Here is a 26,655-nt window from a genome sequence, read left to right as displayed (position 1 = left end):
GAATGCCGGGCCTCCCGGAGGATGATCGGGCGGAGGGCGCGTACTCCCCTGGGTGGAGACGGCGGGTGGAGAGTCGGGGTGGTCCCGGAAGGGGCGGGCCGTGGGTGATCTCTGTCACCGGGCGGGGCGGTCATCGGCCGGGCGCCGGTGACCAGGCGGAACACTCCTGCCCCTGATACGGCCCACCCGCGGCCCCCGCCCGTGCCGCCGCCCCGCCCCCGTTCCCCGGTCGCCGTGGGCGTCAACTCGCGTCCTCCTCCGTGGGGTTGACCCGCGCGTGGCGGCGCCGCCCTTTGGGGGGACGGGAGTTGACGGGGTGCTGGGTGGTGGGGTGGGGGCGGTGGGCAAACCCGTGGGGCGCAAGGGCGCGGCCTCTGCGCGGGGCGGGACGGGGAAACGTAAGCTGTGGCACGTCAAACGGACCGGGCAGCGGGGATGGACATGGCGATGATGCGGCTCCGGCGCGAGGACCCGCGAGTCGTCGGCTCGTTCAGGCTCCACCGCCGGCTGGGCGCGGGCGGCATGGGCGTGGTGTACCTGGGCTCCGACCGCCGCGGGCAGCGGGTCGCGCTGAAGGTGATCCGGCCCGATCTGGCGGAGGACCAGGAGTTCCGGTCCCGCTTCGCCCGGGAGGTGTCCGCGGCCCGCCGGATCCGCGGGGGCTGTACGGCGCGGCTGGTCGCGGCGGATCTGGAGGCGGACCGCCCCTGGTTCGCCACCCAGTATGTGCCGGGGCCCTCGCTGCACGACAAGGTCGCCGAGGACGGGCCGCTGCCCGCGGCGGATGTGGCGGCGGTCGGGGCGGCGCTCTCCGAGGGCCTGGTCGCGGTGCATGAGGCCGGTGTGGTGCACCGGGACCTGAAGCCGTCGAACATCCTGCTGTCGCCCAAGGGCCCCCGCATCATCGACTTCGGTATCGCCTGGGCCACCGGCGCCAGCACTCTCACCCATGTGGGCACCGCGGTCGGTTCGCCCGGCTTCCTCGCCCCGGAGCAGGTGCGGGGCGCGGCCGTCACCCCGGCCACCGACGTGTTCGCGCTGGGCGCCACCCTCGCGTACGCGGCGATGGCCGACTCGCCCTTCGGACACGGCAGTTCGGAGGTGATGCTGTACCGCGTGGTGCATGAGGAGGCCCAACTCCACGACGTCCCGGACGCTTTGGCGCCGCTGGTCAGTGCCTGTCTGGCGAAGGACCCGGAGGAGCGGCCGAGCACCCTCCAACTGTCGTTGCGGCTCAAGGAGATCGCGGCCCGCGAGGCGCAGGGCCTGGCCTCGCCGCGGCCGCCCGCGCCGCGCGGCGAACCGGACCGCCCCACCGGCCGGCTCGCCGAGGAGTACGCGGAGCAGCACACTCAGCACCGGCCGCACGGGGCCACCCCCCCACCGCGGTCCGGGAGTTCGCGCCCCACCGGCAGCCGTCCGCGGCCCGGTGGCGGGCGGGCCACCACGGGCCGATCGGCCGCGGTGCGCGAGGCGGCGGGCCGGGACACGGCCGGGCGGGACCCCAAGTCCCGTGGCGGGCAGGGGCGTTCGGGCCCGGCGCGGGATCGGCGTACCGGGGGCGGGCGGAGCACCACCGGGCGTTCCGGGAGCCGTCCGGCGCCGCGCAGTGGGGCGGGGCGGGGTGCGCCGCGGGCCACCGGGACCGGGCGGCGGCCGGCGAACCCGCGGCTGCTGCGGCAGCGGCTGTTCGTCTTCGTGGTGGTGACGCTGCTGGTGGCGTTGGGGATCGCCGCGGCCCAGGGCTGCCAGGGCCCGGCCCGCGGCCTGGACCACTCGCCGCGGCAGCGGACCGCCGCGGTGACGGCACTGCCGGGGTCCACCGCGGCGTCTGAGGTGCGGGTCGCCGGTTAGCCTCCCGGGAGGGGCGTCGGCGGAAGTGCCGGGCCGGGACCGAGGGAGCGGAGTATGGGCGGCGGCGCCAGGGTGACGGCGGTCAGCAGCAATGGTGCGTACTCCTTCACCAAGCCGAACCGGGAGAGCATCACGCTGCTCCCCGGGCTCGGGGTGGAGGGCGATGTCCATGCCGGGGTGACGGTGAAGCACCGGTCGCGGATGGCGCAGGATCCGACGCAGCCCAATCTGCGCCAGGTGCATCTGATCCATGAGGAACTCTTCGCCGAGGTGGGCGCCGCCGGGTACCGGGTGGCGCCGGGACAGCTCGGCGAGAACATCACCACCAGCGGGATCGACCTGCTGGGGCTGCCGGTCGGCGCGCTGCTGCGGCTGGGCCCGGAGGCCGTGGTGGAGGTGACCGGGCTGCGCAATCCGTGCGCCCAGATCGACCGCTTCGCCGACGGGCTGCTGAAGCGGGTGGTGGGCCGGGACGCGGACGGCCGGGTGGTGCGCAAGTCGGGCGTGATGAGCGTCGTCACCCGGGGCGGGGTGGTGCGCCCCGGCGACGCCATCGAGGTGGAGCTGCCGGACGGTCCGCACCGCCCGCTCGAACGGGTCTGACCTCCCGGCTTCAGCTCCGGCCGGGGCGGGTGGCGTAGAAGGCGACGGCGGAGGCGGCGGCCACGTTCAGGGAGTCGACTCCGGCGTCCATCGGGATACGGACATGGGTGTCGACCGCGGCCAGGGTGTCCGGTGCGAGGCCCTCGCCCTCGGTGCCGAAGACCAGGGCGAGCCGCTCGTCCCGCCGGGCCGCCAACTCGTCCAGGGGGACGGCCCGTTCGCTGAGGCAGAGGGCGGCGACGGTGAAGCCCGCGGACCGCAGGGTGCCGACGTCCCCGGGCCAGGACTCCAGGCGGGTCCACGGCACCTGGAACACGGCGCCCATGGACACCTTCACCGACCGGCGGTAGAGCGGGTCCGCGCAGCGCGGGGTGAGGAGTACCGCGTCCACGCCGAGGGCGGCGGCGTTGCGGAAGGCGGCACCGGTGTTGGCGTGGTCGACCAGGTCCTCGAAGACGGCGACCCGGCGGGCCCCGCGCAGCAGTGCGGCGGGCTCCGGCAGCGGGGTGCGCTGCATGGAGGCGAGGGCGCCGCGGTGTACGTGGTAGCCGGTGACCCGTTCCGCGGTGTCCGGGTCGACCAGGTAGACCGGGGCGTCGGCGGCGTCGATGACGTCGGCCATCACCTCCGCCCACTTCGGGGTGAGCAGCAGCGACCGCATCCGGTAACCGGCGTGCAGGGCACGGCGGATGACCTTCTCGCCCTCCGCGATGAACAGCCCCTCGGCGGGCTCCCGGCGGCGCCGCAACTGCACATCGGTGAGATGGGTGTAGTCGTACAGCCGGGAGTCGTCCGGGTCGTCCAGGACGGTGGGTGCTGCCACGGGCGGGGTCCTTCGTGAGCGGGTGTGCCGTGTCGTCGGTGGACGGTCAGGCCGGGGTGAGGGCGGCGACGGGGCCGATGACGATGACCGCGGGCGGCCGGACGTCCTCGGCGCGCACCACCTCGGCGACGGTGGCGAGGGTGGCGTCCACCCGGCGCTGGGCTGCGGTGGTGCCCTCCTGGACCAGGGCGACGGGGGTGTCGGCGGGGCGGCCGTGGGCGATCAGGGCGGCGGCGATCCGGTCGATCTTGTCCACGCCCATCAGCACCACCAGCGTCCCGCGGAGCCTGGCCAGGGCCGCCCAGTCCACCAGGGACCGCTCGTCCTCGGGCGCGACATGGCCGCTGACCACGGTGAACTCATGGGCGACGCCGCGGTGGGTGACGGGGATACCGGCGGCGCCCGGCACCGAGATCGAGCTGGAGACACCGGGCACCACCGTGCAGGGGATGCCCTCGGCGGCCAGCGCCTGCGCCTCCTCCATACCGCGGCCGAAGACGAACGGGTCGCCGCCCTTGAGCCGCACCACCGCCCTGCCCGCCCGGTAGTGGTCGATCAGGGCCTGGTTGATCGCCTCCTGCGCCATGGCGCGGCCGTAGGGGATCTTCGCCGCGTCCACCACCTCGACGTGCGGCGGGAGTTCGTCCAGCAGGTCGCGGGGGCCGAGGCGGTCGGCGATGACCACATCGGCCTCGGCGAGCAGCCGCCGCCCGCGGACGGTGATCAGATCCGGGTCGCCGGGGCCGCCGCCGACCAGGGCGACCGGGGGTGTGCGGGTGCGGCGGTGGGCCGCGGTGAGGGTGCCCTCGCCCAGGCCTTTGACGACGGCGTCGCGGATGGCGGCGGTACGGCGCGGGTCGCGGTCCCCCACCTCGGCGGTGAGGACGGCGACGGTGACCCCGGCGCTGCGGCCGGTGGCGGGCGTCCAGGCGGTGGCGGCCTCGGCGTCGTCGGAGCGCACGCACCACACCCGTTCCCGCTCGCCCTCCGCGGAGGCCGCCGCGTTGGCCTCCGGGTCGCTGGTGGCGATCAGCGCGTACCAGGCGCCGGCCAGGTCGCCGTCCGTGTAGCGGCGGCGGTGCCAGGTGAGTTCGCCGCGCTCGGCCATGGCCTCCACGGAGGCGGTGGCGGACGGCGAGACGAGGTGCAGCTCGGCGCCGGCGGCGAGCAGCGCGGGCAGCCGGCGCTGGGCGACCTGCCCGCCGCCGAGGACGACGACACGGCGGCCGGCGAGCCGGAGGCCTACGGGGTACGCGGGATGCGCGGCGGGTCGGGGCATGGCGGTACGGCTCCTCGTGCGAGCGGGGCGGCCACTGCGGCGGTGAAGCGGCCTGGTGAGGGGCCCCGCGGGACGGGGCGGGTCCACGATACGGGGGCGCGGCCGGGGTGCTGCTCCCCCGGCCCGCCCCCGTATCGCCGCGGCTACTTCTCGCTGACTCCGGCCGAGTCGAAGGTGGCGACCTCGTGCATGGCGCGGGCGGCGCTCTGCACGATGGGCAGGGCGAGCAGCGCGCCGGTGCCCTCGCCGAGCCGCAGATCGAGGTCGATCAGGGGGCGCAGCCCGAGCTTGTTGAGCGCGGCCACATGCCCCGGCTCCGCACTGCGGTGCCCGGCGATACAGGCGGCGAGCACCTCCGGGGCGATGGCGCGGGCGACCAGAGCGGCGGCGCCCGCGCTCACCCCGTCCAGCACCACGGGCGTGCGCAGCGAGGCACCGCCGAGGAGCAGCCCGACGATCGCCGCGTGCTCCAGACCGCCGACCGCGGCCAGCACCCCGATCGGGTCCGCCGGGTCGGGCCGGTGCAACTCCAGTGCGCGGCGCACCACTTCGGTCTTGCGGGCCAGCGTCTCGTCGTTGATCCCGGTACCGCGGCCGGTGACCTCGGACGGGTCCGCCTCGGTGTAGACGGAGATCAGGGCGGCGGAGGCGGTGGTGTTGGCGATGCCCATCTCACCGGTGAGCAGCGCCTTGTTGCCGGCGGCGACCAGATCGCGGGCGGTCTCGATACCAACCTCGATGGCGGCCTTGACCTCCTCGCGGGTGAGGGCGGGGCCCTCGGTCATATCGGCGGTCCCGGCGCGGACCTTGCGGGGCAACAGGCCCGAGGTGGCGGGGAGTTCGGTGGCCACCCCCACGTCCACCACGCAGACCTCGGCACCGACCTGGGTGGCGAAGGCGTTGCAGACGGCGCCGCCGCCGAGGAAGTTGGCCACCATCTGGCCGGTGACCTCCTGCGGCCAGGGGGTGACGCCCTGGGCGTGCACCCCGTGGTCCCCGGCGAAGACGGCGACGGCCGCGGGCTCGGGCACCGGCGGCGGGCACATCCGGGACAGCCCGCAGAGCTGCGCGGAGATGATCTCCAACATGCCGAGGGCCCCGGCCGGCTTGGTCATCCGCTTCTGCCGCTCCCAGGCCGCGCCGAGCGCCTTGGCGTCGAGCGGGCGGATACCGGCGACGGTCTCCGCGAGCAGGTCGTGCGGTTCCCCGCCGGGCAGGGCGCGGCGGCCGTAGGTCTCCTCGTGGACGACCCAGGACAGCGGGCGCCGCTTGGACCAGCCGGCCTGCACCAACTCCGGCTCCGCCGGGAACTCGTCCACATAGCCGACGCACAAGTACGCCACCACGTCGAGGTGTTCGGGCAGGCCGAGGGCGCGGACCAGTTCCGGCTCGTCGAAGAAGCTGACCCAGCCGACGCCGAGGCCCTCGGCGCGGGCGGCGAGCCAGAGGTTCTCCACGGCGAGCGCGGAGGAGTAGGGCGCCATCTGCGGCTGGGTGTGCCGGCCGAGGGTGTGCCGGCCGCCTCGGGTGGGGTCCGCGGTCACCACGATGTTGACCGGCGTTTCGAGGATGGCCTCGATCTTGAGTTCCTTGAACTGCTTGGCGCGGCCCTTGGGCAGGGACTTGGCGTAGGCGTCGCGCTGCCGCATCGCCAGGTCGTGCATGGTGCGGCGGGTGTCGGCGGAGCGGATGACGACGAAGTCCCACGGCTGGGAGTGGCCGACGCTGGGCGCGGTGTGCGCCGCCTCCAGCACCCGCAGCAGCACCTCGTGCGGGATGGGGTCCGGCCGGAACCCGTTCCGGATGTCCCGCCGCTCCCGCATCACCCGCAACACCGCTTCGCGCTCGGCCTCGTCGTACGGAGGGGCCGGTTCGGCGACGGCCGAGGGGACGGGATCGCCTTCGGCGGGGGCGGGTTCGGGCCGTGCCCCTTCGGCGGGGGCGCCCTCGGCGGGCGCGGGTTCGGCTTCGGCGGTCGGTTCTGCGGGGTCGTTCTCGGTGGTCGGGGCCTCGGCTACCGGGACTTCGGTGGCGGGAGCCTCGGTCGGCGCGGGCTCGGTCGGTACGGGCTCCGTGGGCTCGGCGCTCGGGATGTCGGCGGGGGCCGGGGCGGGCTCCTGTGCGGCCGGTTGGGCCGGGGCCTCGGGGTGCGGGTGCTCACCGTCCCTCGGCGCGGGCACCACCACCACGGCCTCCCCGTCCGACGGCTGTTGGACGGCGGCGGGGGCAGGAGCTTCAGAAGTGGCGGCGGGAGGGGCCTTGGGCGCAAGTGCCTCTGCCGCAGGGGCCGTTGCCTGGGGCGCCGGCGCCTCGGCTTCGGCTCGGGGTTCGGTCTCGGACTCGGCCGCGGCTTCCGCTTCGGCGGGGGCGACAGGGGCGGGCGCGGTTACGGCGACCGCTTCCGCGGGGGCGTCGAGCTGCGGGGCGGTCGGCTGGGCGGGGGCGGGGACCGTCTGCACCGGGGCCTCGGCGGCCGGCGCCTGCTGGGATACCGGCTGCGGCAACGGGGCTGCGGTGTCGGGCAGTTGGGCCGCGGGCGGCACCGCCGGGGAGGGTACGGCCTGGGGCTGTACGGGCAACGGCTGCCCCGCATCGGGGAGTTGGGCCTGCGGCTGCTCGGCCGGGGGGGCGGGCACGGGCGCGGCGGTACCCTGCGGTTCCTGCTCGGCGGGCACCGCGGCAGAGCCCTCGGCCACCTCCGGAACCCCACCCTCCTGCACCGGCTCCACGACAACCGGCCCGGCGGCGACGGGAGTTGCCCCCTCCGCAGCCGTCACCGACTCCTCCGCAGGCGTGACCGCCACCGGAGCCTGCTCCTCCGCGGGCTGCGGCAGAGTCAGGGCGTGCGGAGGTGTCGGGGCGAGGTGCGGGGTGGTCGGTACCGAGCCCTCCACCGGTACGAACATGCCGAGCGAGTCCTGCTCCCCGTACCCGTGGCCGCGCCCGCCCTGCTCGGGGACGTGGGCGGTGGTGGCCGCGGGGAACTGGCCGGAGCCGTTGGTGTGGGGCAGCCCCTCCCCCGTCACCGGCTGCGGCGCGTACTGCTCGGGGGTGCCGTACGGTTCGCCGGGCGCGGGGGCCGCGGGGGCGTACGGGTCGGACGGGTGGGGGGCGGCGGGCTGCTGCGGATCGGGCGGGAGCGGGGACCAGGGTTCGGCGCCCTGCGGCGGGATCTCGCCGAGCTGCGGTCCGGCGAATTCGGGGGCGGTGCCCTGCGGAACGTCAAGGTACTCGGGGCCGAGGGTGGACCCGGGGGCGGCCGGCGGGGCCGTGCCTGCGGGGCCGCGGTCGGCGAGGGAGCGGACCGGTCCGGCGGCGGGGCCCGGCACCGGTGGACCCAGGTGGAGGGGGCGGGGGGACGGGTTGTGGGGGGCGGCGGGGCCGTGGACCCCGCCGACGTCGACGGCTCCGCTGTCGCGGCCCGACCGCTCGTGCGGTCCCGGTTCTGCGGGGTGGGCCTGCTGCGGCTCGCCCCACGCTCCCTGTGCACTGGGCATCAGCAGTTGGTCCTCGTAGTCGGCGGTCGGGTGCTGGGGGGTGGGGCGGGGCGCGGTGTCGAGGCCGGGGGCGGCGGTGCCCGGCGGTGCCGGGACGGGTCCGTCGCCCGCGGTCCCGGGCCGTCCGTCGGCCGGGATCTGGCCGGTCTCGGTCATGCGCTACCCCTCGCCCATCGGTTAGTGCTCGGTCGACCGTGTCCCGGTCCGGACCGGAGCACGCCCGGAGCGGCGCACCGACCGCCCTCCTTGAAGAACGAGTGTGCGCGCCGTGCGGCACGAACTGCTCGGTGACAACGCCCCCATCAGGCATTGTTCCGCGCGCTGCGCCGCCCGGGCACCCGGTGAGGGCACGGGCCGCTGTGGACTGCGCCACGTCGCGCGTCCTCCGGTCCGCCGTACCGCACACCCCCGGAAAGGGGGCGTTCTCCGGATATCGAGCGACGACGCCACAGACACCCGAATGCAGTACGACGGTCGGTCAGCCTACCTCCCGTCCGGGGGCTCCGGGATCACGGGGCGGGTCGCCGGGGAGGGTGCCGGGAGGTGTCCGCGGGCGGCGGGCGGGGAGCGGTTTCGGCCAGGTCGGGGGGCCGGGGGTCAGCGGCGGCCGCAGAGCAGGAAAGTGATGGTGCGTTCGCGCTCGGTCCAGTCCCGGGTGTCGAGTTCGACGGACTGGAGCAGGGCGCACTCGACGCGGTACTCGTGCTCGGCGAGGTCGCGGCCGATGCGTTCGGCCTCGTCCCGGGTGCCGGCGTGGGTGACGATCCGTTCGGGACGCCGGTCGGCGACGGCCGAGACGACGGCGGCGCCTCCGCCGCCGATCCGCACCACGTCCGGTTCCGGCAGGTTCTCCAGGATGTGCGGGGCGGTGCCGTGCACGGTCTGGAGCTGGACGCCGTGCCGGCGGGCGGCGGCGGTGGTGCGGGCGCAGGCGTCGGCGTCCCGGTCGACGGCGATGACGGCGGCGCCGAAGCGGGCCGCCTCGGTGGCGAAGGCCCCGCTGCCGGAGCCGATGTCCCAGACCAGATCGCCCACCCGGGGCCCCAGGCGGGCGAGTTGGGCGCCGCGCAGCCGGCCGGACTCGCCCTCGTGCAGGCCGGGCCCGTACTCCGGGTCGGGCAGCGCCCAGCCGCGGACCGGGCCGGGGTCGCGGCCGGAGATCCAGCCGTGGTCGCCGGACGCGGAGCCGCCGATGGAGATGACCACATTGGGGTCGCGCCAGGTGTGGTCGGCGGCCTTGTCGGAGGTGACGACGGTGACCCGCTCGCGGTCGGTGCCGAGTTCCTCGCAGATCACGAAGGTGCGGTGGACGCCGTCGAGGAGCAGCCCGAGTTCGGCGGGGCCGACGCCGGGCGAGGTGAGGACGGCGACCTTGGGGTGGGCGCGGCAGACGTTCACCGCGCGGCGCAGGGTGCGCGGGTGGGCGACCACGATCTGGGCGTCGTCCCAGGGCATCCCGGCCCGGGCGAAGGCGGCGGCGACCGAGGACACCGCCGGCACCACCTCCACCTCCAGCCCGAACTCGGGGGCGCGCAGGGTGCGTACGACGCCGAAGAAGCCGGGGTCGCCGTCGGCGAGGACGACGGCGGTGCCGCGGTGGGCCGCGATCCGGCGGGCGGCGAGGGCGACGCTGCCGAGGCGGATGCGTTCGGCGCGGGCGGGCGCCTCGGGCAGGGCCAGGTGGTGGGCGGCGCCGGCCACCAGCGTCGCGGCGGAGAGGGCCGAGCGTGCCGCGTCGGTGAGCGGGGAGCCGTCCCAGCCGATCACCGTGACCCGGTCGGCCATCGTCGTCAGTCTCCTGGGGTGCGCGCAGGTGGTTGGAGGGGGCACCGGTGAGCGTACCCGGTGGTGGGGCGGGGGCCGTCGGGCGGTGTGCCGGGGTCAGTTCCAGTCGGAGAAGGCGGTGAATCCGGCCGCGTCGGCGAGTTGGTCGGTGACGCCTTCGAGGTCCTCGGGGAGCAGGCTCCAGAGGATGAGGTCGCTGCGGGTGTCGGTCCAGGTGGGGTCGCCGTCGTTGCGGGTGCGGGCTATGAAGGCGCCGCGCAGGACGCCCTCGCTGATGCAGCCGATCTTCTGGGCGACCTGCTGGGAGGCGGTGTTGCCGGCGGCGGTGCGCAGTTCGATGCGCTCGAAGTGCTGGTCGTCGAAGAGCCATTGGGCGACGGCGAGCGAGGCCTCGCAGGCGTAGCCCTCGCCGCGGGCCCAGGGGGCGATGGCGTACCGCAGTTCGGTGGCGCGCAGGCGCCAGTCGGTGGCGGTGAGGCGGAGGACGCCGACCAGGCGCTGGGTGAGGAACTCGGTGACGGCGAGGTCGAGTCCGCGGCCCGCGGTGCGCTCGGCGGGTGCCCGGTGGGTGAGCCAGGCGCGGGCCGTCTCCTCGGTGAAGGGGTGCGGGACCGTCGTCCAGGCCACCACCAGCTCGTCGTTCATCATCTCGACGAGCGCCGGCACATCCTCCTCTTCGAGCGGGCGCAGGACCAGCCGCTCGGTACTGATGGAGATGTCCGGAAAGGTGGTAGTCATGCACTGCTCCGTAACCGTCGGGAAGCATCCGGCCTGCCGAATCCACCAGGATGCAGCATGTGCGCGGCGGACCGCACCACGGGGGGTCGCGGTCCGCCGCGCAGGGGTCCGGCAGAGCCGGTCAGAAGGCGGCGATGACGGCGCCGTCGTACTTGTTCTCGATGAACTTCTTCACCTCGGGCGAGGTGAGGAGTTCGGCGAGCTTCTTGATGCGGGGGTCGCTCTCGTCGCCCTTCTTGACGACCAGGATGTTGCCGTACGGGTTGCCCTTGGGGCTCTCCGCGACGATGGCGTCCTTGGCGGGGCTGAGCTTGGCCTCCAGTGCGTAGTTGCCGTTGATGACGGCGGCGTCCACGTCCTGGAGGGAGCGCGGCACCTGGGCGGCCTCCAGCTCCTTGAACTTGATCTTCTTGGGGTTGCCGGTGACGTCCTTGGGGGTGGCGTCGAAACCGGCGCCGTCCTTGAGGGTGATGACGCCCTGGTCGGCGAGGAGTTTGAGGGCGCGGGCCTCGTTGGTGGTGTCGTTGGGCACCGCGATGGTGGCGCCGGACTTCAGATCGGTGAGCTTCTTGACGGACTTCGCGTACACGCCGAGGGGTTCCAGGTGCACGGTGGCGTGCGGCACGGGGACGAGGTCGGTGCCGTTCTTCTTGTTGAAGTCGTCGAGGTACGGCTTGTGCTGGAAGTAGTTGGCGTCGACCTCGCCCTGCTGCACCCCGGTGTTGGGGGCGACGTAGTCGGTGAACTCCTTGACCTTCAGGTCGAGTCCGGCCTTCTTGGCGAGGTGGTCCTTGACGTAGTCGAGGATCTCGCCCTGGGGGGTGGGGGTGGCGGCGACGGTGAGGGGGCCGTCGGCGCCGGACTTGCCGGAGTCGGAGCCGGAGCCGCAGGCGGTGAGGGAGAGGGTGAGGGCGCCGGCGGCGAGGACGGCTGCGGAGATCTTGGTGATGTTACGCACGAAAAGTGCCTTTCTCATGGTGATGCGGTGGTGCTGCCCCGCGGGGTGGGCGGGGCCGTGGGTGCGGCGGGTGCCGCGGTCAAAGGGACTTGGCGGGCTCCGCCTCTCCGGCGGGCGCCTCGGGTGCCCGCGGGTTTTCTGCGGGCTCGGCGGGTGCGGCCGAAGTACCGGTGGCGGCCGAAGTACCGCTGGTAGCTGGGGTGTTGGGGGTGCGGGGCCGCAGCAGGCGCAGGGCGGGTGCGGGGCCGCCGCGGTGGTGCAGCCGCCGGGCGAGCAGGTCCCCGGCGAACTGGATCACGGAGATGGCGACCGCCAGCACCGCGACGGTGATCCACATCAGGCCGGTCTCGAAGCGCTGGTAGCCGTAGCGGACGGCGAGGTCGCCCAGGCCCCCGGCGCCGACGGTGCCGGCCATCGCGGAGTAGCCGATGAGGACCACGACGGTGGTGGTGACCCCGGCGATGAGCGAGGGCAGCGCCTCCGGTACCAGGACCTTGCGGACGATGGTCCAGGTGTTGCCGCCCATCGACTGGACGGCCTCCACCAGACCGCCGTCGACCTCGCGGACCGAGGTCTCCACCAGCCGCGCGAAGAACGGGATGGCGCCGATGGCGAGCGGCACGATGGCGGCCTCGCGGCCGATGGTGGTGCCGGTGACGGCCCGGGTGAAGCCCATCAGCGCCACCATCAGGATGATGAACGGCATCGAGCGGGCGATGTTGACGATCTGCCCGATGACCTTGTTCACCAGGGCGTTGGCGAGCAGTCCGCCGCGGTCGGTGAGGACGAGCAGGATGCCCAGCGGCAGCCCGCCCACCACGGCGATCAGGGTGGACCAGCCGACCATGTAGAGGGTGTCCCAGCAGGCCTGGGCCAGCAGCGGCTGCGTCTCGGACCAGGTCACTTGGCGCTCTCCTTCACCGGGGCGATCACCGGGGCGTTCACCGGCGCGGGCGTGCCCTCGGCCGCCGGGGAGTCCTTCGGGGTGGGCGCGGCGGGGTCCCGGCCGGGCAGTTCGATCTGGAGTCCCTGTTCGCGGAGGAAGCCGATGGGCACCACGTTCTCCTCGTAGCGGCCGGGGAGTTCGATCCTCATCCGGCCGACCTGGCGCCCGGCGACGGTGTCCATGGCGGCGCCGAGGATGGATATGTCGATGTTGTAGGTCCGCGAGAGTTGGGAGATCACGGGCCGGGTGGCGGCGTCGCCGTGGAAGGTGACGTCCAGCACGGTGCGGTCCTCGCCGCGGGCCTCGCCGCTCACCGGGAAGAGGGCGGCGGCGAGTTCGGAGCCGGGGGTGGCGAGGAGTTCGCTCACGGTGCCGGACTCCACGATGCGGCCGTGCTCCATCAGGGCGGCCGAGTCGCAGACCGTCTTCACCACGTCCATCTCATGCGTGATCAGCAGCACGGTGAGGCCGAGTTGGCGGTTGAGGGAGCGCAGCAGGCCGAGGATGGAGCGGGTGGTCTCCGGGTCGAGGGCGCTGGTCGCCTCGTCGGAGAGGAGTACCCCGGGGTCGCCGGCGAGGGCGCGGGCGATGCCGACGCGCTGCTTCTGGCCACCGGAGAGCTGGGCGGGGTAGGCGCGCGCCTTGTCGGCGAGGCCGACCAGGTCGAGCAGTTCGAGCGCCTTGCGGGACCGCTCGGCGCCGCTCGAACCGAGGATCTCCAGGGGGAGTTCGACATTGTCCTGGACGGTGCGCGAGGACAGCAGGTTGAAGTGCTGGAAGACCATGCCGATCCGGCTGCGGGCCCGGCGCAGTTCCCGTCCGGCGCGGCGGCCGCTGCCGGCGAGCGCGGTGAGGTCCTGCCCGGCCACGGTGACGGTGCCGGAGGTGGGGCGTTCCAGGAGGTTGACGCAGCGGATCAGCGAGGACTTCCCGGCGCCGCTCTGGCCGATGACGCCGTACACCTCGCCTTCGCGTACATGCAGGTCGACGCCGTCGAGAGCGGTGGTCTCCCGGCCGCGTGCGCGGTAGACCTTGGTGAGGCCCGTGGTGGTGATCACGTGTGGTTCCGTCACTGTCGAGTGCGCGGCGCGCAGGGGCGCCGGGCGCGGGGCATGGTCGGACATCTGGGCGCTTTCGGCGGTCCGCGCGGGCATACCGGGGAGGCGATGCGGGGCGGGTCGCGGGGATGTGCGCGCCGGGCAGCCGGGGCGGTGGCCTGGTGGATCAGGCGGCGCGGGCTCGCTTCGGGGCGCGAGCGGGCTGCGGTACGGGGCCCTCAGCAGGCGCACATTCGACACAGGCAACGAGCACCGGGCGTGCTGGGCGCCTCGGTCGCGGGGATGCGGTGGCTCGTCGTGGTCATGCGGTCAGTAAAGCAGCCAACGGCCCGCAACCGACCACTCTGTCCGCAATACGGACAACTCCGTCCAGGGGAAGGACGTTCCGGCGGGGGTGCCGTACCGGGTCAGACGGTCAGATCGAGGGTGACTCCCTCGTCGGTGGCCAGTGCTGACACCGCGGACAGGTCCTTCACCACATAGTCCGCGGTGAGTTCGCCGGCGGTGTGCGTTGTGGCCAACGCCACGGTGGTCATGCCCGCGGCACGTCCCGAGTCGATACCGGCCGGTGCGTCCTCGAAGACCACGCAGTCGGCCGGGTCGACCCCGAGGCGGCGGGCGGCCAGCAGATACGGCTCCGGGTCGGGCTTGCCGCGCCGTACGTCGTCCGCGGCGAGCAGCAGTCCCGGGGTGAGGCCCGCCGCGTCGAGCCGGGCGGCGGCCAGGCGGCGGGTGGCGGAGGTGACCACGGCCCAGCGGGCGGCGGGCAGGGCGGCGGTCAGCTCACGGCTGCCGGGCAGCGCCACCACACCGCTCGCCACGTCCTCCACCTCCAGGTCCTCGATCCGGGCGACGGCACGGTCCACGACCTCGGCGGGCAGCAGGTCGGCGGCGATCTCGCGGGCGGTACGGCCGTGCAGTCGGATACCGCCGAAGTCCTCGGCGCCGAGCCCGAACTCCCGCGCCCAGCGGGTCCAGCAGCGGACCACCGAGTCCAGCGAGGAGATCAGGGTGCCGTCGTTGTCGAAGAGGAGTGCCTGGGCGTGGAGCTTCATGCCGGCGAGCCTACGGGGGCGTGCCCGGGGCCTGGGCAGAGGGGGACAGGGGGGCCTTTTGGCGGGTGTCACAGCCCGTAATAAGGTCGCGGACATGCTTGACGTCCTGACGATCGCCACCGCTCTGGCGGCGCTCGTGCTCGCCGCCTGGTGCGGCTTCGCCGCCTACCGGGACCAGCCCACCAAGGACTGGCACTTCATCGGCATGGCCGTGGTGGCACTGCTCGCCGTGGTCCAACTGGTCGTCGGCATCGTGCAGTTGGCGCGCGGCGAGAAGCCGGAGCAGGGTACGGCGATCTTTGTGGCCTATCTGCTGGGCGCCGCGGCGTGCGTACCGGCGGCGGGCTTCATGTCCCTGGCGGAACGCACCCGCTGGGGCTCGGTGACGGTGGCCGCGGGCGGCGTGGTGCTGGCCGTGCTGGAAGTACGGCTCTTCGACATCTGGGGAGGCTGACATGACGGCACCGACCGGGGCCCGCAGTCGGCTGGTCCACGGGCCCGGCCTGCTGCTGGTGTGGCTGTACGGGGTGATGGTGGTGGGCGCCGTCTCGCGCTCCGTCGTCCAGATCGCCACCGACTTCGACCGCGCCCCGCTGGCGTACTCGCTCTCCGCGCTGGCCGGAGTGGTGTACGGCTTCATCACGTACTCGCTGGTGCGCGGCGGGCAGCGGGCCCGGCGGGCGGCGCTGGTGTGCTGCGCGGCGGAACTGGCGGGGGTGCTGGTGGTGGGCACCTGGACGCTGGTGGAACCGTCCGCCTTCCCCGACGCCACGGTCTGGTCGGACTACGGGATGGGCTACCTCTTCATCCCGGTACTGCTGCCGGTGACCGCGGTGATGTGGCTGCGCCGGTCCCGGGCCGCCGCGCCGATGGGCTGAGGGGCGGCGGCCGGGGGCGGCGGCTCAGGCACTGGCGACGTAGGCCTCGGGTGCCGCGTCCTTGGAGAGCGTCACCATGGAGAGCTTGTCGTGGACGCGCTCGGTGCCGATCTGGGCGTATCCGTGCTTGCGGTAGAGCCGCAGATTGTGGTCGCTGCGGTGGCCGGTGAAGAGCTGGAAGCGGCGGGCGCTGCCCTCGCTGCGCAGCTTCCCCTCGATCGCGGTGAGCAGCCGGCCGCCGAGGCCGTGCCGCCGCATCCGGGGATGCACGATCAGCTTGGCGATATGGGCGGTGCCGTCGGGGGCGACGACGCCCCGTACCGAGGCGACCACTTCGGGGCCGAGCCGCGCCACCAGCGTGGTGTGCGAGGCGAGTTCGTCCCGGAGGGCGTCCAGGGACTGGGTCAGCGGCTCCAGCGTGTAGTCGCCGTACAGCTCGGCCTCGCTCTGGTAGCAGAGGTACTGGAGTTTGAGGATCTGTTCGGCGTCGTCTTCCGTCGCCGCAGAGATGGTCACACTCATGCCCATGTGCGCATTCCTCCTGCTCACCTGCTCCGCCGGTTGTCCCTCACTCCTATCCCCACGGGTCAGGAGCCGCAACCTTCGAAATCGTCGTGCCCGCATTGCAGGAGCATTCTGCGCAGACACCCCAGGCAGCGGGAACGTTCGGGCCCCAGATTCCCCTGTGAGATACCCAACTCCCCTGCGATTTCCCGGTAGGTGGGATCGGTGGGGGCGAGCAGTGCGGTCAGCAGCGCGGGGCAGCGGCCGGGCAGTCCGCGGACCGCGGTGTGCAGGGCGAGGCGGCCGTGGCGGGCGAGCAGCGCGCGTTCCGGGCTGTGCCGGGCGGGGGTGGCCGGCTCGGCGGGGTGGGGGCGCTCGCGGCGCGCGGTCCTACGGGTGCGGCGGGTCTCGGTACGGAGGGTGCGGCGCAGCCAGAGGGCGGGGCGGCTGGGCGGGCGTCCTTCGGCGAGACGCTCCAACAGCCTGAGCCAGACGGCCTGTTCGAGGTCGGCCGGGTCGGCGCCGGTGGCGTGGGCCTCGGCGGCGGCCTCGGCTCTGAGCAGTGGGCCCAGGGCGCGGAGCCAGGCGTCGGGGGTGGCGGGGGCGTTGAGGTCGGAGGGGTTGGCGGAGTCGGAGGGGTCCATGATCGGCGGAACGCCGCCCGCCCCCGCACGGGTTGTGGGGGCGGGCGGATATCACCCGTTCGTGGCGTGCCGATCCGCGCTGAGCCGTGTCAGAGAAGAGACGGCGGTTGCTGCGGGGGTGCCCACGGCGGGCGCTTCCGGCTGCGGCTGACGGTGAACGGCCCGCCGCCGACGGCCTGTTGACGGCGGACCGCGGTCGGAGACCGTCGTCAGCGGTTCTGGAAGTCGGTGCGGGCCAGGACTCCGGTGTCGGCGTTGTCGGTGAAGACGCCGTCGATACCGGTCTCGAAATAGGTGCGGAAGGCGCCGAAGGCGTCGCCGTAGGCGTTGGGGTCGGTTCCCTTGCGGAAGTCGGCCGGAAGGAAGGTGTTCTCGTTGCGCATGGTGTACGGATGCAGGATCAGCCCGGCCTGGTGGGCGTCCCTGACCAGGGTGGTGGGGCTCGTCAGCTTCCCGTCCTTGTCCTTGGGGATGATCAGGTCGAGGGTGGGGCCGATGCCCTGGGCGAAGCCCGCCATCCACTTCAGGCCCTCGGGCTTGACGAGGTCGTCCACGGTGCGCGGGTCCCCGGCCTGCCGGAAGTCCCAGGGGCGGGTGCCGGCCGCGTCGAGGAGGACGATCGCGGGCGAGTCCACCAGCCGCCGCAGCCGCTGGATACTGCTCGGCTCGAAGGACTGGAGGATGACGGGCGAGTTGCGGCGGTGCAGCCCATGACGCTTCAGCGAGCGTGCCAGCGTCTCTTCGAGACCGAGCCCGAGACCGCGGAAGTAGGTGGGGTGCTTGGTCTCGACATACGTCCACACCGGGCGGCCGCGCCTGCGGCCCTCCGCGTCGGCCCAGTCGAGGACCTCCTCATAGGTGGGCACCTGCCAGCGGCCGTCGTAAAGGGTGTTGCGCTGGCGGTTGTTGGGGATGCGCTCCTTGGCGCGGAGGGTCTTCAGCTCGGCCAGGGTGAAGTCCTCGGTGAACCATCCGGTGAGGGCTTTCCCGTCGACGCTCTTGGTGGTTCTGCGGTCGGCGAATTCGGCGTGGTCCGCCACATCGGTGGTCGCGGTGATGTCGTTCTCGTGCCGGCACACCAGATGGCCGTCCTTGGTGGGGACGACGTCCTGCTCGATGATGTCGGCGCCGAGTTCCAGGGCGAGCTGATAGGAGCCGAGGGTGTGCTCGGGGCGGTAGCCGGCGGTGCCGCGGTGGCCGATGATCGTGGGCACCGGCAGGCTCCGGTAGTCGCCCTTGCCGCTCTCGCCGCTCCTGCCCGCCTGGGTGCCCGGTGCCGCGGCGGCGGCACCGGGGAGGCCGATGACGGCACCGCCCGCGCCGAGGGCGGCGGCCCCGAGCAGCGCGCGCCGCCCGGGACCGTTGGCCGTGCTCCGCTCGTTCGACCCCTGCTTCGCCATGCGGTTCCTCCCGAAGTCCGTGTGGTGACCGGTGCCGTGGCCCGCGCCCAGCGCCCGGTTGGGGCGGATCGGGCGGGCCTGGAAGCACGGCACCGTGTCGAGGCGGGACCGATGGTAGGGGTGCCCCGGTGACGCCCGGGAGACCTGAGCGGGAACGGACGGGTGGTGTCCAGTGGCTTCCCGGCCATCAGTCGTCACAGGGGCAACAGGCGCCCCGCCGAGCACCGTTGAAGGGGCCGGGAGCGTCCGTCCGGTGGGTGAGTCCGATGTGCACCAGGCGGTCGGCGGCGAGTATCGTCCTCACCTGCAAAGACTTCCGCCCGCTTGACGCCTCGCACAGGCGTTGTACCCCTTGACCACGGAGGGCCCCCCTTGTCCCGATTCGCGTTCATCAAGGCAGTGCTTGGACCCGTCCTGCGCCTGATGTTCCGGCCACGGGTGGAGGGAGCCGAGCATATTCCGTCCTCGGGTCCGGTAATCCTGGCCGGAAATCACCTCACCTTCATCGACTCGGTGATCCTCCCGATCGTCTGCGACCGCCAGGTGTTCTTCATCGGCAAGGACGAGTACGTCACCGGCAAGAGCCTCAAGGGCCGGCTGATGGCGTGGTTCTTCACCGGCGTCGGCATGATCCCGGTGGACCGGGACGGCGGGCGCGGCGGGGTGGCGGCGCTGATGACGGGCCGCCGGGTGCTGGACGAGGGCAAGGTGTTCGGTATCTACCCGGAGGGCACCCGCTCCCCCGACGGCCGGCTCTACCGCGGCCGTACCGGCATCGCCCGGCTGACGCTGATGACCGGGGCGCCGGTGGTGCCGTTCGCCATGATCGGCACGGACAAGCTCCAGCCTGGCGGCAAGGGCCTGCCCCGTCCGGGCCGGGTCACGGTCCGCTTCGGCGAGTCCATGGAGTTCTCCCGCTACGACGGTATGGACCGGGACCGCTATGTGCTGCGGGCGGTCACCGACTCGGTGATGGCCGAGGTGATGGAGCTGTCCGGCCAGGAGTACGTGGACATCTACGCGACCAAGGCGAAGGCGGCCTGACCGCCACTCCCCCACCGCCGCCCGCCCGTTGGCGGCACCCGGGCGCCCCCTGCCACCCACCGGCAGGGGGCGCCCGCCCTTTCCCGGGTACGCCCCCAAGGCAGCACCGCGACTAACCCGCCGCCCCCTCCGTCTCCGCGCCCGGCGAGGTCTCCGGCATGGACGTCTCACCGGTCGCGTCCTCCTCCGGGGAGTCGTCGAGGTGCTGGCCGCGGAGGAGGATCCAGGCGGTGGCGGCCGCGGCGAGGAGGACGGCGGCGCCGACGCCGGTGGCGAGGCGGAGGCCGTCGACGAAGGCGGTACGGGCCGCGGCCAGCAGTGCCTCCCCGCTCGCGGCGGGCAGTCCGCCCGCGATCTCGACGGCGCCGCCCAGGGACTCATGGGCCGCGGCGGAAGCCGTACCGGGCAGGTCTTCGGGGGCGGTGAAGTCGCGGTAGACGCCGGTGACCACGGAGCCGAGGAGGGCGATGCCGAGGGCGGTGCCCAGTTCATAGGCGGTCTCGGAGACGGCGGAGGCGGCGCCGGCCTGCTCCTTGGGCACGCTGGAGAGGATCACGTCGGCGGTCACCGTGAAGGAGAGCCCGGCGCCGACGCCGACCACCAGCAGGGCGGCGCCGAGCAGCGGGTAGCCGGTGGAGGTGTCCACCACGGTCAGCGCGGCCAGGCCGAGGCCGATGGCGGTGAGTCCGCCGCAGACCACCGCACGGACCGAGGAGCGGCGGGCGGCGGCACCGGCGACCAGTCCGGCCGCCACCGCGCCCACCGCGGCGGGCAGTTCGGCGAGCCCGGCTTCGAACGGGGCGCGGCCCTGGACGAGTTGGAGGAACTGGGAGAGGAAGAAGACCAGTCCGGACAGGCCGAGGACGGTCAGCAGATCGGCGAGGACGGCCCCGGAGAAGCCGCGCTGGGCGAAGAGCCGCATGTCCAACAGCGGTACCGGCAGGGTGAGTTGGCGGCGCCCGAAGGCGGCGAGGGCCAGGACGCCGAGGGCGCCGACGCCCAGGGCCACCGCGGACGGGCCATGGGCGGCCGTCTCCTTGACGGCGTAGACCAGGCCGATCATGCCGATCAGGGAGAGCAGCAGGCTGGGCAGGTCCCAGGGGCCGGGGTGCGGATTGCGGGATTCCGGCAGGAATCTGGCGCCGACCAGGACCAGGGCCGCCATCACCGGCAGGTTGATCAGGAAGACGGAGCCCCACCAGAAGTGCTCCAGCAGGACGCCGCCGACGACGGGCCCGACGGCCATACCGGCGGAGGCCATGGCGCCCCAGATGCCGATGGCGAGGCTGCGTTCGCGGGGGTCGGGGAAGATGTTGCGGATCAGGGCCAGGGTGGACGGCATCAGGGTGGCGCCGGCGATCCCCAGCAGGGCGCGGGCCAGGATCATCAACTCGGCGCTGGTGGCATAGGCGTTGAGCACCGAGACCGCACCGAACGCGAAGGCGCCGACGAGGAGGAGCTTCTTGCGGCCGATACGGTCGCCGAGGCTGCCCATGCTGACCAGCAGACCGGCGATGACGAAGGAGTAGACGTCGCCGATCCAGAGGAGCTGGGTGCCGGAGGGACGGAGGTCCTCGCTGATGTAGGGGGTGGCGAGGCCGAGGACGGTGGCGTCGACGGCGACCAGCAGGACCGCCAGCAGCAGGACCGAGAGGGCGAGCCAGCGGTGGGCGGCCGGCTGGTTCGGCGTGGCGGTGGGTGCGGTGGGCAGGGCGCGGGTCACTTGGTCACGCTCCGCCGGGCACCGCCGAGCAGCAGCTCGGTGACCATGAACTCGAAGTCGTTGGCGGCGACCCGGCCGTCGGCCACCGCCCAGGCCGCGGAGCCGACGAGCCCGTAGAGGGCCTCGGTGAGCCAGGCGGTGGTGAGGTCGATGCGGAACTCGCCCTGTTCCTGGCCGCGTTGGAAGAGGGCACCGATCCGGGCGTCGAGCCGGGCCCAGCCGGCGTTCTGCTCGTCGCCCTCGAAGAGCTGGTTCTCGGTGACGAGGAAGCAGAGCAGACCGGCGACCGGTTCGAGGGCGCGGACCAGGCGGCGTACCGCGTCGACGGCGTCGCCCTCGTCGAGCCGGGCGGTGTCGAGGGCGGTCTCGCACTCCCGGATGCACAGTTCCTCCAGCGCCCTGACCAGGGCGTCGCGCCCGGCGAAGTGGCGGTGGAGGGTGGCGCGGCTGATGCCCGCGGCGCGGGCCACCTCGTCCATGGTGGCGGTGGCCTTGCGAGTGAGGAGGGCGGCCGCGGAGTGCAGCACCTGTTCACGACGGTCGAGACTCATGAGACGAGAATACCCCACATGAGACATGAACGTCTCATGTGCGTATTCAGCCGGTCAGTCCTTGGCGGTGGCCCACTCCTGCTGGGCGGCCACATCGGCCTTGACCTCGGCGAGCTGGACGGCGACCGCGGACGGTGCGGTGCCGCCGCGGCCGTCCCGGGCGGCGAGTGCCCCCGGCACGTTCAGCACCCCGCGCACCGCGGGCGTCAGATGCGGGGAGATCTTGGCGAACTGCTCATCGGTGAGCTGGTCGAGTTCGATGCCGTGCGCCTCGCACTCCTTGACGCACTCGCCGGCCACCTCGTGCGCCACCCGGAACGGCACCCCCTGCTTGACCAGCCACTCGGCGATATCGGTGGCCAGCGAGAAACCGGCCGGGGCCAGCTCCTCCATCCGCTCCCGGTTGACGGTGAGGGTGGCCATCATCCCGGTGAACGCCGGCAGCAGGATCTCCAGTTGGTCGCAGGAGTCGAAGACCGGCTCCTTGTCCTCCTGGAGGTCGCGGTTGTAGGCCAGCGGCAGCGCCTTCAGGGTGGCGAGCAGCCCGGTCAGATTGCCGATCAGGCGGCCGGACTTGCCCCGGGCCAACTCGGCGATGTCCGGGTTCTTCTTCTGCGGCATGATCGAGGAGCCGGTGGAGAAGGCGTCGTGCAGGGTGACGAAGGAGAACTCCTTGGTGTTCCAGAGGATGACCTCCTCCGCGATCCGGGAGAGGTTGACGCCGATCATCGCGGTGATGAAGGCGAACTCGGCGACGAAGTCCCGGGAGGCGGTCCCGTCGATGGAGTTGGCGGCGCTGCCGTGCTCGAAGCCCAGGTCGCGGGCGACGGCCTGCGGGTCGAGCCCGAGCGAGGACCCGGCCAGCGCGCCGGAGCCGTAGGGGGAGACCGCGGTGCGCTCGTCCCACTGGCGCAGCCGCTCGGCATCCCGGGAGAGGGACTGCACATGGGCGAGCACATGGTGGGCGAAGAGCACCGGCTGGGCGTGCTGGAGATGGGTGCGGCCCGGCATGGCGACGTCGGGGTGGGCCTCGGCGAGGGAGACCAGCGCGTCCTGGAGTTCGGCGAGGAGGCCGCCGAGGACGCGGGCGTGGTCGCGCAGATACATCCGGAAGAGGGTGGCGACCTGGTCGTTGCGGGAGCGGCCGGCGCGCAGCTTGCCGCCGAGGTCGGGGCCGAGCCGTTCCAGCAGTCCGCGTTCGAGGGCGGTGTGCACGTCCTCGTCGGCGATGGTGCCGGTGAACTCCCCCGCGGCGACGTCCTGTTCGAGCTGGTCGAGCCCGGCGAGCATCCGGGTCAGCTCGTCTTCGGTGAGCAGGCCCGCGGTGTGCAGGACGCGGGCGTGGGCGCGGGACCCGGCGATGTCGTACGGGGCGAGGCGCCAGTCGAAGTGGACCGAGGCGGAGAGCTTCGCCAGGGCCTCGGCGGGGCCGTCGGCGAACCGGCCGCCCCAGAGGCGGACGTCACCGCTGTTACTGCTCACTGCGCTGTGCTCCTTGGGCTGTGCTGGATGGGTCTTCATGCACTCGGCCGCCTCCCGCACACGCACCGGGAAGGCGGCCGAGGTCGTACGTAGCCGAAAGGGTATGCCTTACGCGAGGTCTCGCTTGGCGGCGATCTTCTGGGACAGGCCGAAGAGGTCGATGAAGCCCTGGGCCTTGGACTGGTCGAAGGTGTCGCCGGAGTCGTAGGTGGCGAGGTTGAAGTCGTAGAGGGACTCCTCGGACCGGCGGCCGGTGACGGTGGCGCGGCCGGCGTGCAGGGTCATCCGGATGTCGCCGGAGACATGCTCGTTGGCCTCGTCGACGAAGCCGTCCAGGGCGCGCTTCAGCGGGGAGAACCACAGGCCGTCGTAGACGAGTTCGCCCCAGCGCTGCTCCACCTGCCGCTTGTAGCGGGCGAGTTCGCGCTCGACGGTGACGTTCTCCAGCTCCTGGTGGGCGGTGATCAGGGCGATGGCGCCGGGGGCCTCGTACACCTCGCGGGACTTGATGCCGACGAGGCGGTCCTCGACCATGTCGATCCGGCCGACGCCCTGGGCGCCGGCCCGCTCGTTGAGCTGCTGGATGGCCTGGAGCACGGTGACCGGCTTGCCGTCGATGGCGACGGGGGCGCCCGCCTTGAAGGAGATGACGACCTCGTCGGCCTCGCGGGGGGTGGCCGGGTTCTGCGTGTACTCGTAGATGTCCTCGATGGGGCCGTTCCAGATGTCTTCGAGGAAGCCGGTCTCGACGGCGCGGCCGAAGACGTTCTGGTCGATGGAGTACGGGGACTTCTTGGTGGTGGCGATCGGGAGCTGCTTCTGCTCGCAGAAGGCGATGGCCTTGTCCCGGGTCATGGCGTAGTCGCGGACCGGGGCGATGCACTTGAGGTCGGGGGCGAGGGCGACGATGCCGGCCTCGAAGCGGACCTGGTCGTTGCCCTTGCCGGTGCAGCCGTGGGCGACGGTGGTCGCGCCGTGCTTCTTCGCGGCGGCCACCAGGTGCTTGACGATGGCGGGTCGGGAGAGAGCGGAGACCAGCGGATAGCGGTCCATGTAGAGGGCGTTGGACTTGATCGCCGGGAGGCAGTACTCGTCGGCGAACTCGTCCTTGGCGTCGGCGACCTCGGCCTCGACGGCACCGCAGGCGAGCGCGCGCTTGCGGATGACGTCCAGGTCCTCGCCGCCCTGGCCGACGTCCACGGCAACGGCGATGACCTCGGCGCCCGTCTCCTCGGCGATCCAGCCGATGGCGACGGAGGTGTCCAGGCCGCCCGAGTAGGCGAGTACGACGCGCTCGGTCACGGGTTTCTCCTCACAGTGCATTCGCTGACATGTATGAGTATGCAGCCTGCCGTATGTTTCGTCAATTCGGCATTCCGGGGCGCGGCGGCGCACCCTCGGCGCGCACCGAAAAACCCTTAGTCAGTCAAACGGTTAGACGGGCGAACGATCGGGGCCGCATACTCGGGGCCATGGGAAAGACGTATGAACGCATCGAGGGCCGGCTCCGCTCGTTCATCGAGGCCCAGCCCGTCTTCTTCACCGCCACCGCCCCGCTCTCCGGCGAGGGAACGGTCAACCTCTCCCCCAAGGGCCTCACCGGCAGCTTCGCCGTACTGGACGAACTGACCGTCGCCTACCTGGACTTCGCCGGCAGCAACGCCGAGACCATCGCCCACCTGCGGGAGAACGGACGCATCACCCTGATGTGGTGCGCGTTCCAGGGCCCGCCGAACATCGTGCGGGTGCACGGGCGCGGCGAGCCCGTCTTCCGGGACGACCCCCGCTTCCCCGGCCTGCTGGCGCGCTTCCCCGGCATCGACAGCACCCACCACGGACTGCGCGCCGTGATCGTGGTGCACGCCGGACTCATCCGGGACACCTGCGGTTACGCGGTGCCCCTGATGAGCTACGAGTCGGACCGGGAACTGCACGGCAAGCGCTTCGCCCGCGAGGACGACGCCTCGCTCGGTACCTACTTCGAGCGGAAGGAGCATGTGGCGAGCAGTATCGACGGGCTGCCCGGACTCCCCCTGCCCCTGCCACCCACCCCTCCCGCCACCGGCTGATCCACTCCTGCCTCCGAATCGTCCGTATCCCGGGCGCATCGACCAGATGGCGAGACGCGGTTGCGGAGGGTTTCGTTCCGGCGTTGCATCGCGCCGTGCAGAAGAAGCAGAGCCAGCCGCAAGGCCCCGCCCCCGCCGAACCGCCCGCGAGCACCGCGAAGGACACCGGTACGGACCGGGCCGCGCGGCGGGCGGTGACCGTCTTTCCCGTACTGGTCCTGCTGGCCGGGGCGGTGGGGCTCGTCACCCCCGGCACCTTCGCGGGCTGGTCGGTGAATGTGCCGTATCTGCTGGGCGTGGTGATGTTCTGTATGGGCCTCACCATGACCCCGCTGGACTTCAAGGGGGTGGCGCGCAGGCCGTGGGCGGTGGCGCTCGGGCTGGTCGCGCACTAAGTGATCATGCCGGGGCTCGGCTGGCTGATCGCCCATCTGCTGGGCCTGTCACCGCAGTTGGCGGCCGGGGTGATCCTGGTGGGCTGCGCGCCCAGCGGCACCGCCTCCAATGTGGTGACCTATCTGGCGCGCGGCGATGTGGCGCTCTCGGTGTCCGTGGCCACTGTCTCCACGGTGGTGGCGCCGCTGGTCACCCCGCCGCTGACGCTGCTGCTGGCGGGCGCGTATCTGCCGGTGGACGCGGGGGCGATGGTGACCGACATCCTCAAGACGGTGCTGCTGCCGGTCTTCGCCGGGCTGCTGGTGCGGCTGCTGCTGGGCCGGTGGCTCGGGCGGGTCCTCGGGGTGCTGCCGTGGCTGTCGGCGCTGACCATCTCCGTGATCGTGGCGGTGGTGGTGGCGGGGAGTTCGGAGGCCATCAAGTCGGCTGCCGGGCTTGTCCTGTTGGCCGTCGTCCTGCACAACGGCCTCGGCCTGGCGCTGGGTTACGGCGCGGGCAAGCTGGCGAGGCTGGGTCCGCCGGCGTCCCGGGCGATGGCCTTCGAGGTCGGGATGCAGAACTCGGGCCTGGCCGCGTCCCTGGCCACCGCCCACTTCAGCCCGCTGGCCGCACTGCCCGCCGCGGTCTTCTCCGTCTGGCACAACGTGTCCGGGGCCCTGGTCGCCGCCTGGATGTCGCACCGCTCCCGCCGTACGGACGCCGCGGGCGGCCACCCCGCAGACCGGGACCGTCGGCCCACCGACCGGGACGGGCAGCCCGCCGACTGAGACGGGCAGCCCGCCGCAGGGTGGGCGATCGGCGTCAACTGTCAGGCGGGCCAGGTCAGTTCTGTGCCAGGCGGAGCAGATGGTCCGCGAGGGCCTGGCCGCCGGTGGGCTCCCGGCTGATCAGCAGCAGGGTGTCGTCGCCCGCGATGGTGCCCAGGATGTCGTGGAGTTCGGCCTGGTCGATCGCGGAGGCCAGGAACTGCGCGGCGCCCGGCGGGGTCCGCAGGACGACCAGATTGGCCGAGGCCTCCGCGGAGATCAGCAGTTCCGCGGAGAGCCGCCGCATCCGCTCCTCCTTCGCGGACTCCCCAAGGGGGGCGCGCGGGGTGCGGAAACCGCCCTCGCTCGGCACCGCGTAGATCAGGTCCCCGTCGTTGTTGCGGATCTTGACGGCGTTCAGCTCGTCCAGATCGCGGGACAGGGTGGCCTGGGTGACGGTCAGCCCGTCGTCCGCCAGGGCCCTCGCCAACTGGCTCTGGGAGCGCACCGGTTGGCGGTTGAGGATGTCCACGATCCGCCGGTGGCGTGCGGTGCGGGTCTGTGGGACCGCCGGGCCGTGCTCGTGCTCCTGCTCCGGTGCCTGGCTTTGCGGCTGGCTCAT

General features: G+C 73.0%; 23 protein-coding genes and 1 pseudogene. 7 read left to right on the top strand and 17 right to left on the bottom strand.

All coding sequences use genetic code 11. The features are described from left to right. Positions 1-435 precede the first annotated feature (435 nt). The gene (locus ACFVST_RS12055) at positions 436-1,854 is read left to right on the top strand and encodes a protein kinase (protein WP_390149495.1); all 1,419 of its coding nucleotides are present in this window, start codon (positions 436-438) and stop codon (positions 1,852-1,854) included. A gap of 54 nt (positions 1,855-1,908) precedes the next feature. Continuing rightward, positions 1,909-2,457 carry an MOSC domain-containing protein gene (locus ACFVST_RS12050; protein ID WP_390149459.1) on the top strand — a complete coding sequence of 183 codons (549 nt, stop codon included), beginning with the start codon at positions 1,909-1,911 and terminating at the stop codon, positions 2,455-2,457. Positions 2,458-2,467: 10 nt separating this feature from the next. On the opposite strand, the gene ACFVST_RS12045 is transcribed toward ACFVST_RS12050, so the two are convergent. The 9 genes from ACFVST_RS12045 to ACFVST_RS12005 all read right to left on the bottom strand — a co-directional run bounded on the left by ACFVST_RS12045 (position 2,468) and on the right by ACFVST_RS12005 (position 14,596). Then, entirely contained in the window at positions 2,468-3,280 is an 813-nt protein-coding gene (locus tag ACFVST_RS12045) for a TrmH family RNA methyltransferase (RefSeq protein WP_390149457.1), read from the bottom strand. Positions 3,281-3,326: 46 nt separating this feature from the next. Beyond that, the gene (gene cobA / locus ACFVST_RS12040; RefSeq protein ID WP_390149455.1) at positions 3,327-4,559 is read right to left on the bottom strand and encodes a uroporphyrinogen-III C-methyltransferase; all 1,233 of its coding nucleotides are present in this window, start codon (positions 4,557-4,559) and stop codon (positions 3,327-3,329) included. Positions 4,560-4,702: 143 nt separating this feature from the next. After that, the gene (gene cobT / locus ACFVST_RS12035) at positions 4,703-8,212 is read right to left on the bottom strand and encodes a nicotinate-nucleotide--dimethylbenzimidazole phosphoribosyltransferase (protein WP_390149453.1); all 3,510 of its coding nucleotides are present in this window, start codon (positions 8,210-8,212) and stop codon (positions 4,703-4,705) included. 441 nt (positions 8,213-8,653) lie between these two features. Continuing rightward, the gene (gene cbiE / locus ACFVST_RS12030; RefSeq protein WP_390149451.1) at positions 8,654-9,841 is read right to left on the bottom strand and encodes a precorrin-6y C5,15-methyltransferase (decarboxylating) subunit CbiE; all 1,188 of its coding nucleotides are present in this window, start codon (positions 9,839-9,841) and stop codon (positions 8,654-8,656) included. Between the two features lie 96 nt (positions 9,842-9,937). Continuing rightward, positions 9,938-10,579 (bottom strand): GNAT family N-acetyltransferase, encoded by a 642-nt coding sequence (locus ACFVST_RS12025; RefSeq protein ID WP_390149449.1) that lies wholly within the window; start codon positions 10,577-10,579, stop codon positions 9,938-9,940. Between the two features lie 121 nt (positions 10,580-10,700). After that, the gene (locus ACFVST_RS12020; protein ID WP_390149493.1) at positions 10,701-11,537 is read right to left on the bottom strand and encodes a MetQ/NlpA family ABC transporter substrate-binding protein; all 837 of its coding nucleotides are present in this window, start codon (positions 11,535-11,537) and stop codon (positions 10,701-10,703) included. Between the two features lie 79 nt (positions 11,538-11,616). Next, the gene (locus ACFVST_RS12015; RefSeq protein ID WP_390149447.1) at positions 11,617-12,441 is read right to left on the bottom strand and encodes an ABC transporter permease subunit; all 825 of its coding nucleotides are present in this window, start codon (positions 12,439-12,441) and stop codon (positions 11,617-11,619) included. Continuing rightward, a complete protein-coding gene (locus ACFVST_RS12010) occupies positions 12,438-13,541 on the bottom strand; it encodes a methionine ABC transporter ATP-binding protein (protein ID WP_390149445.1) in 1,104 nt (367 codons plus the stop codon). Before ACFVST_RS12010 ends, ACFVST_RS12015 begins: the two co-directional genes overlap by 4 nt. Before the next feature lie 407 nt (positions 13,542-13,948). Continuing rightward, on the bottom strand, positions 13,949-14,596 hold the full coding sequence (locus ACFVST_RS12005; protein WP_390149443.1) for an HAD-IA family hydrolase: 648 nt from the start codon (positions 14,594-14,596) through the stop codon (positions 13,949-13,951). Positions 14,597-14,690: 94 nt separating this feature from the next. Here ACFVST_RS12005 and ACFVST_RS12000 point away from each other — a divergent pair, with 94 nt between their 5' ends. Both ACFVST_RS12000 and ACFVST_RS11995 read left to right on the top strand, forming a co-directional pair. Then, on the top strand, positions 14,691-15,050 hold the full coding sequence (locus ACFVST_RS12000) for a hypothetical protein (RefSeq protein ID WP_390149441.1): 360 nt from the start codon (positions 14,691-14,693) through the stop codon (positions 15,048-15,050). 1 nt (position 15,051) lies between these two features. Beyond that, positions 15,052-15,474: a hypothetical protein gene (locus tag ACFVST_RS11995; protein ID WP_390149440.1), complete on the top strand. Its 423-nt coding sequence runs from the start codon at positions 15,052-15,054 to the stop codon at positions 15,472-15,474. A 24-nt stretch (positions 15,475-15,498) separates the two neighbouring features. On the opposite strand, the gene ACFVST_RS11990 is transcribed toward ACFVST_RS11995, so the two are convergent. The 3 genes from ACFVST_RS11990 to ACFVST_RS11980 form a co-directional block, all read right to left on the bottom strand. Continuing rightward, positions 15,499-16,002 carry a GNAT family N-acetyltransferase gene (locus tag ACFVST_RS11990; protein WP_390149438.1) on the bottom strand — a complete coding sequence of 168 codons (504 nt, stop codon included), beginning with the start codon at positions 16,000-16,002 and terminating at the stop codon, positions 15,499-15,501. 59 nt (positions 16,003-16,061) lie between these two features. Beyond that, on the bottom strand, positions 16,062-16,622 hold the full coding sequence (locus ACFVST_RS11985; RefSeq protein WP_390149436.1) for a sigma-70 family RNA polymerase sigma factor: 561 nt from the start codon (positions 16,620-16,622) through the stop codon (positions 16,062-16,064). Between the two features lie 209 nt (positions 16,623-16,831). After that, positions 16,832-18,022: a glycerophosphodiester phosphodiesterase gene (locus tag ACFVST_RS11980; RefSeq protein ID WP_390149434.1), complete on the bottom strand. Its 1,191-nt coding sequence runs from the start codon at positions 18,020-18,022 to the stop codon at positions 16,832-16,834. Positions 18,023-18,394: 372 nt separating this feature from the next. On the opposite strand from ACFVST_RS11980, the gene ACFVST_RS11975 reads away from it, so the two are divergent. After that, positions 18,395-19,066 carry a lysophospholipid acyltransferase family protein gene (locus tag ACFVST_RS11975; protein ID WP_390149432.1) on the top strand — a complete coding sequence of 224 codons (672 nt, stop codon included), beginning with the start codon at positions 18,395-18,397 and terminating at the stop codon, positions 19,064-19,066. A 112-nt stretch (positions 19,067-19,178) separates the two neighbouring features. Here the strand turns inward: ACFVST_RS11975 and ACFVST_RS11970 are convergent, their stop codons facing one another. The 4 genes from ACFVST_RS11970 to ACFVST_RS11955 all read right to left on the bottom strand — a co-directional run bounded on the left by ACFVST_RS11970 (position 19,179) and on the right by ACFVST_RS11955 (position 24,124). Then, a complete protein-coding gene (locus ACFVST_RS11970) occupies positions 19,179-20,789 on the bottom strand; it encodes an MFS transporter (protein WP_390149430.1) in 1,611 nt (536 codons plus the stop codon). Continuing rightward, positions 20,786-21,340, bottom strand: a complete 555-nt coding sequence (locus ACFVST_RS11965; protein ID WP_390149428.1) for a TetR/AcrR family transcriptional regulator — start codon at positions 21,338-21,340, stop codon at positions 20,786-20,788. Before ACFVST_RS11965 ends, ACFVST_RS11970 begins: the two co-directional genes overlap by 4 nt. Positions 21,341-21,394: 54 nt before the next feature. Then, positions 21,395-22,822, bottom strand: coding sequence for an argininosuccinate lyase (argH, locus tag ACFVST_RS11960; RefSeq protein ID WP_390149426.1), 1,428 nt, complete (start codon positions 22,820-22,822; stop codon positions 21,395-21,397). Between the two features lie 108 nt (positions 22,823-22,930). Further along, positions 22,931-24,124 (bottom strand): argininosuccinate synthase, encoded by a 1,194-nt coding sequence (locus ACFVST_RS11955; protein WP_390149424.1) that lies wholly within the window; start codon positions 24,122-24,124, stop codon positions 22,931-22,933. Between the two features lie 170 nt (positions 24,125-24,294). Here ACFVST_RS11955 and ACFVST_RS11950 point away from each other — a divergent pair, with 170 nt between their 5' ends. Further along, complete coding sequence (locus tag ACFVST_RS11950) at positions 24,295-24,891, top strand: pyridoxamine 5'-phosphate oxidase family protein (RefSeq protein ID WP_390149422.1); 597 nt, start codon at positions 24,295-24,297, stop codon at positions 24,889-24,891. A 194-nt stretch (positions 24,892-25,085) separates the two neighbouring features. Further along, positions 25,086-26,054, top strand: a pseudogene (locus tag ACFVST_RS11945) (bile acid:sodium symporter family protein). Positions 26,055-26,109: 55 nt separating this feature from the next. Here ACFVST_RS11945 and ACFVST_RS11940 read toward each other — a convergent pair. Beyond that, entirely contained in the window at positions 26,110-26,655 is a 546-nt protein-coding gene (locus ACFVST_RS11940; RefSeq protein ID WP_390149420.1) for an arginine repressor, read from the bottom strand.

It is taken from the genome of Streptomyces sp. NPDC058045, assembly GCF_042885635.1.
Taxonomy (GTDB): Bacteria; Actinomycetota; Actinomycetes; order Streptomycetales; family Streptomycetaceae; genus Streptomyces.
The sequence above is the reverse complement of the archived record's forward strand: the minus strand, read 5'-3'. Positions and strand labels throughout refer to the sequence as shown.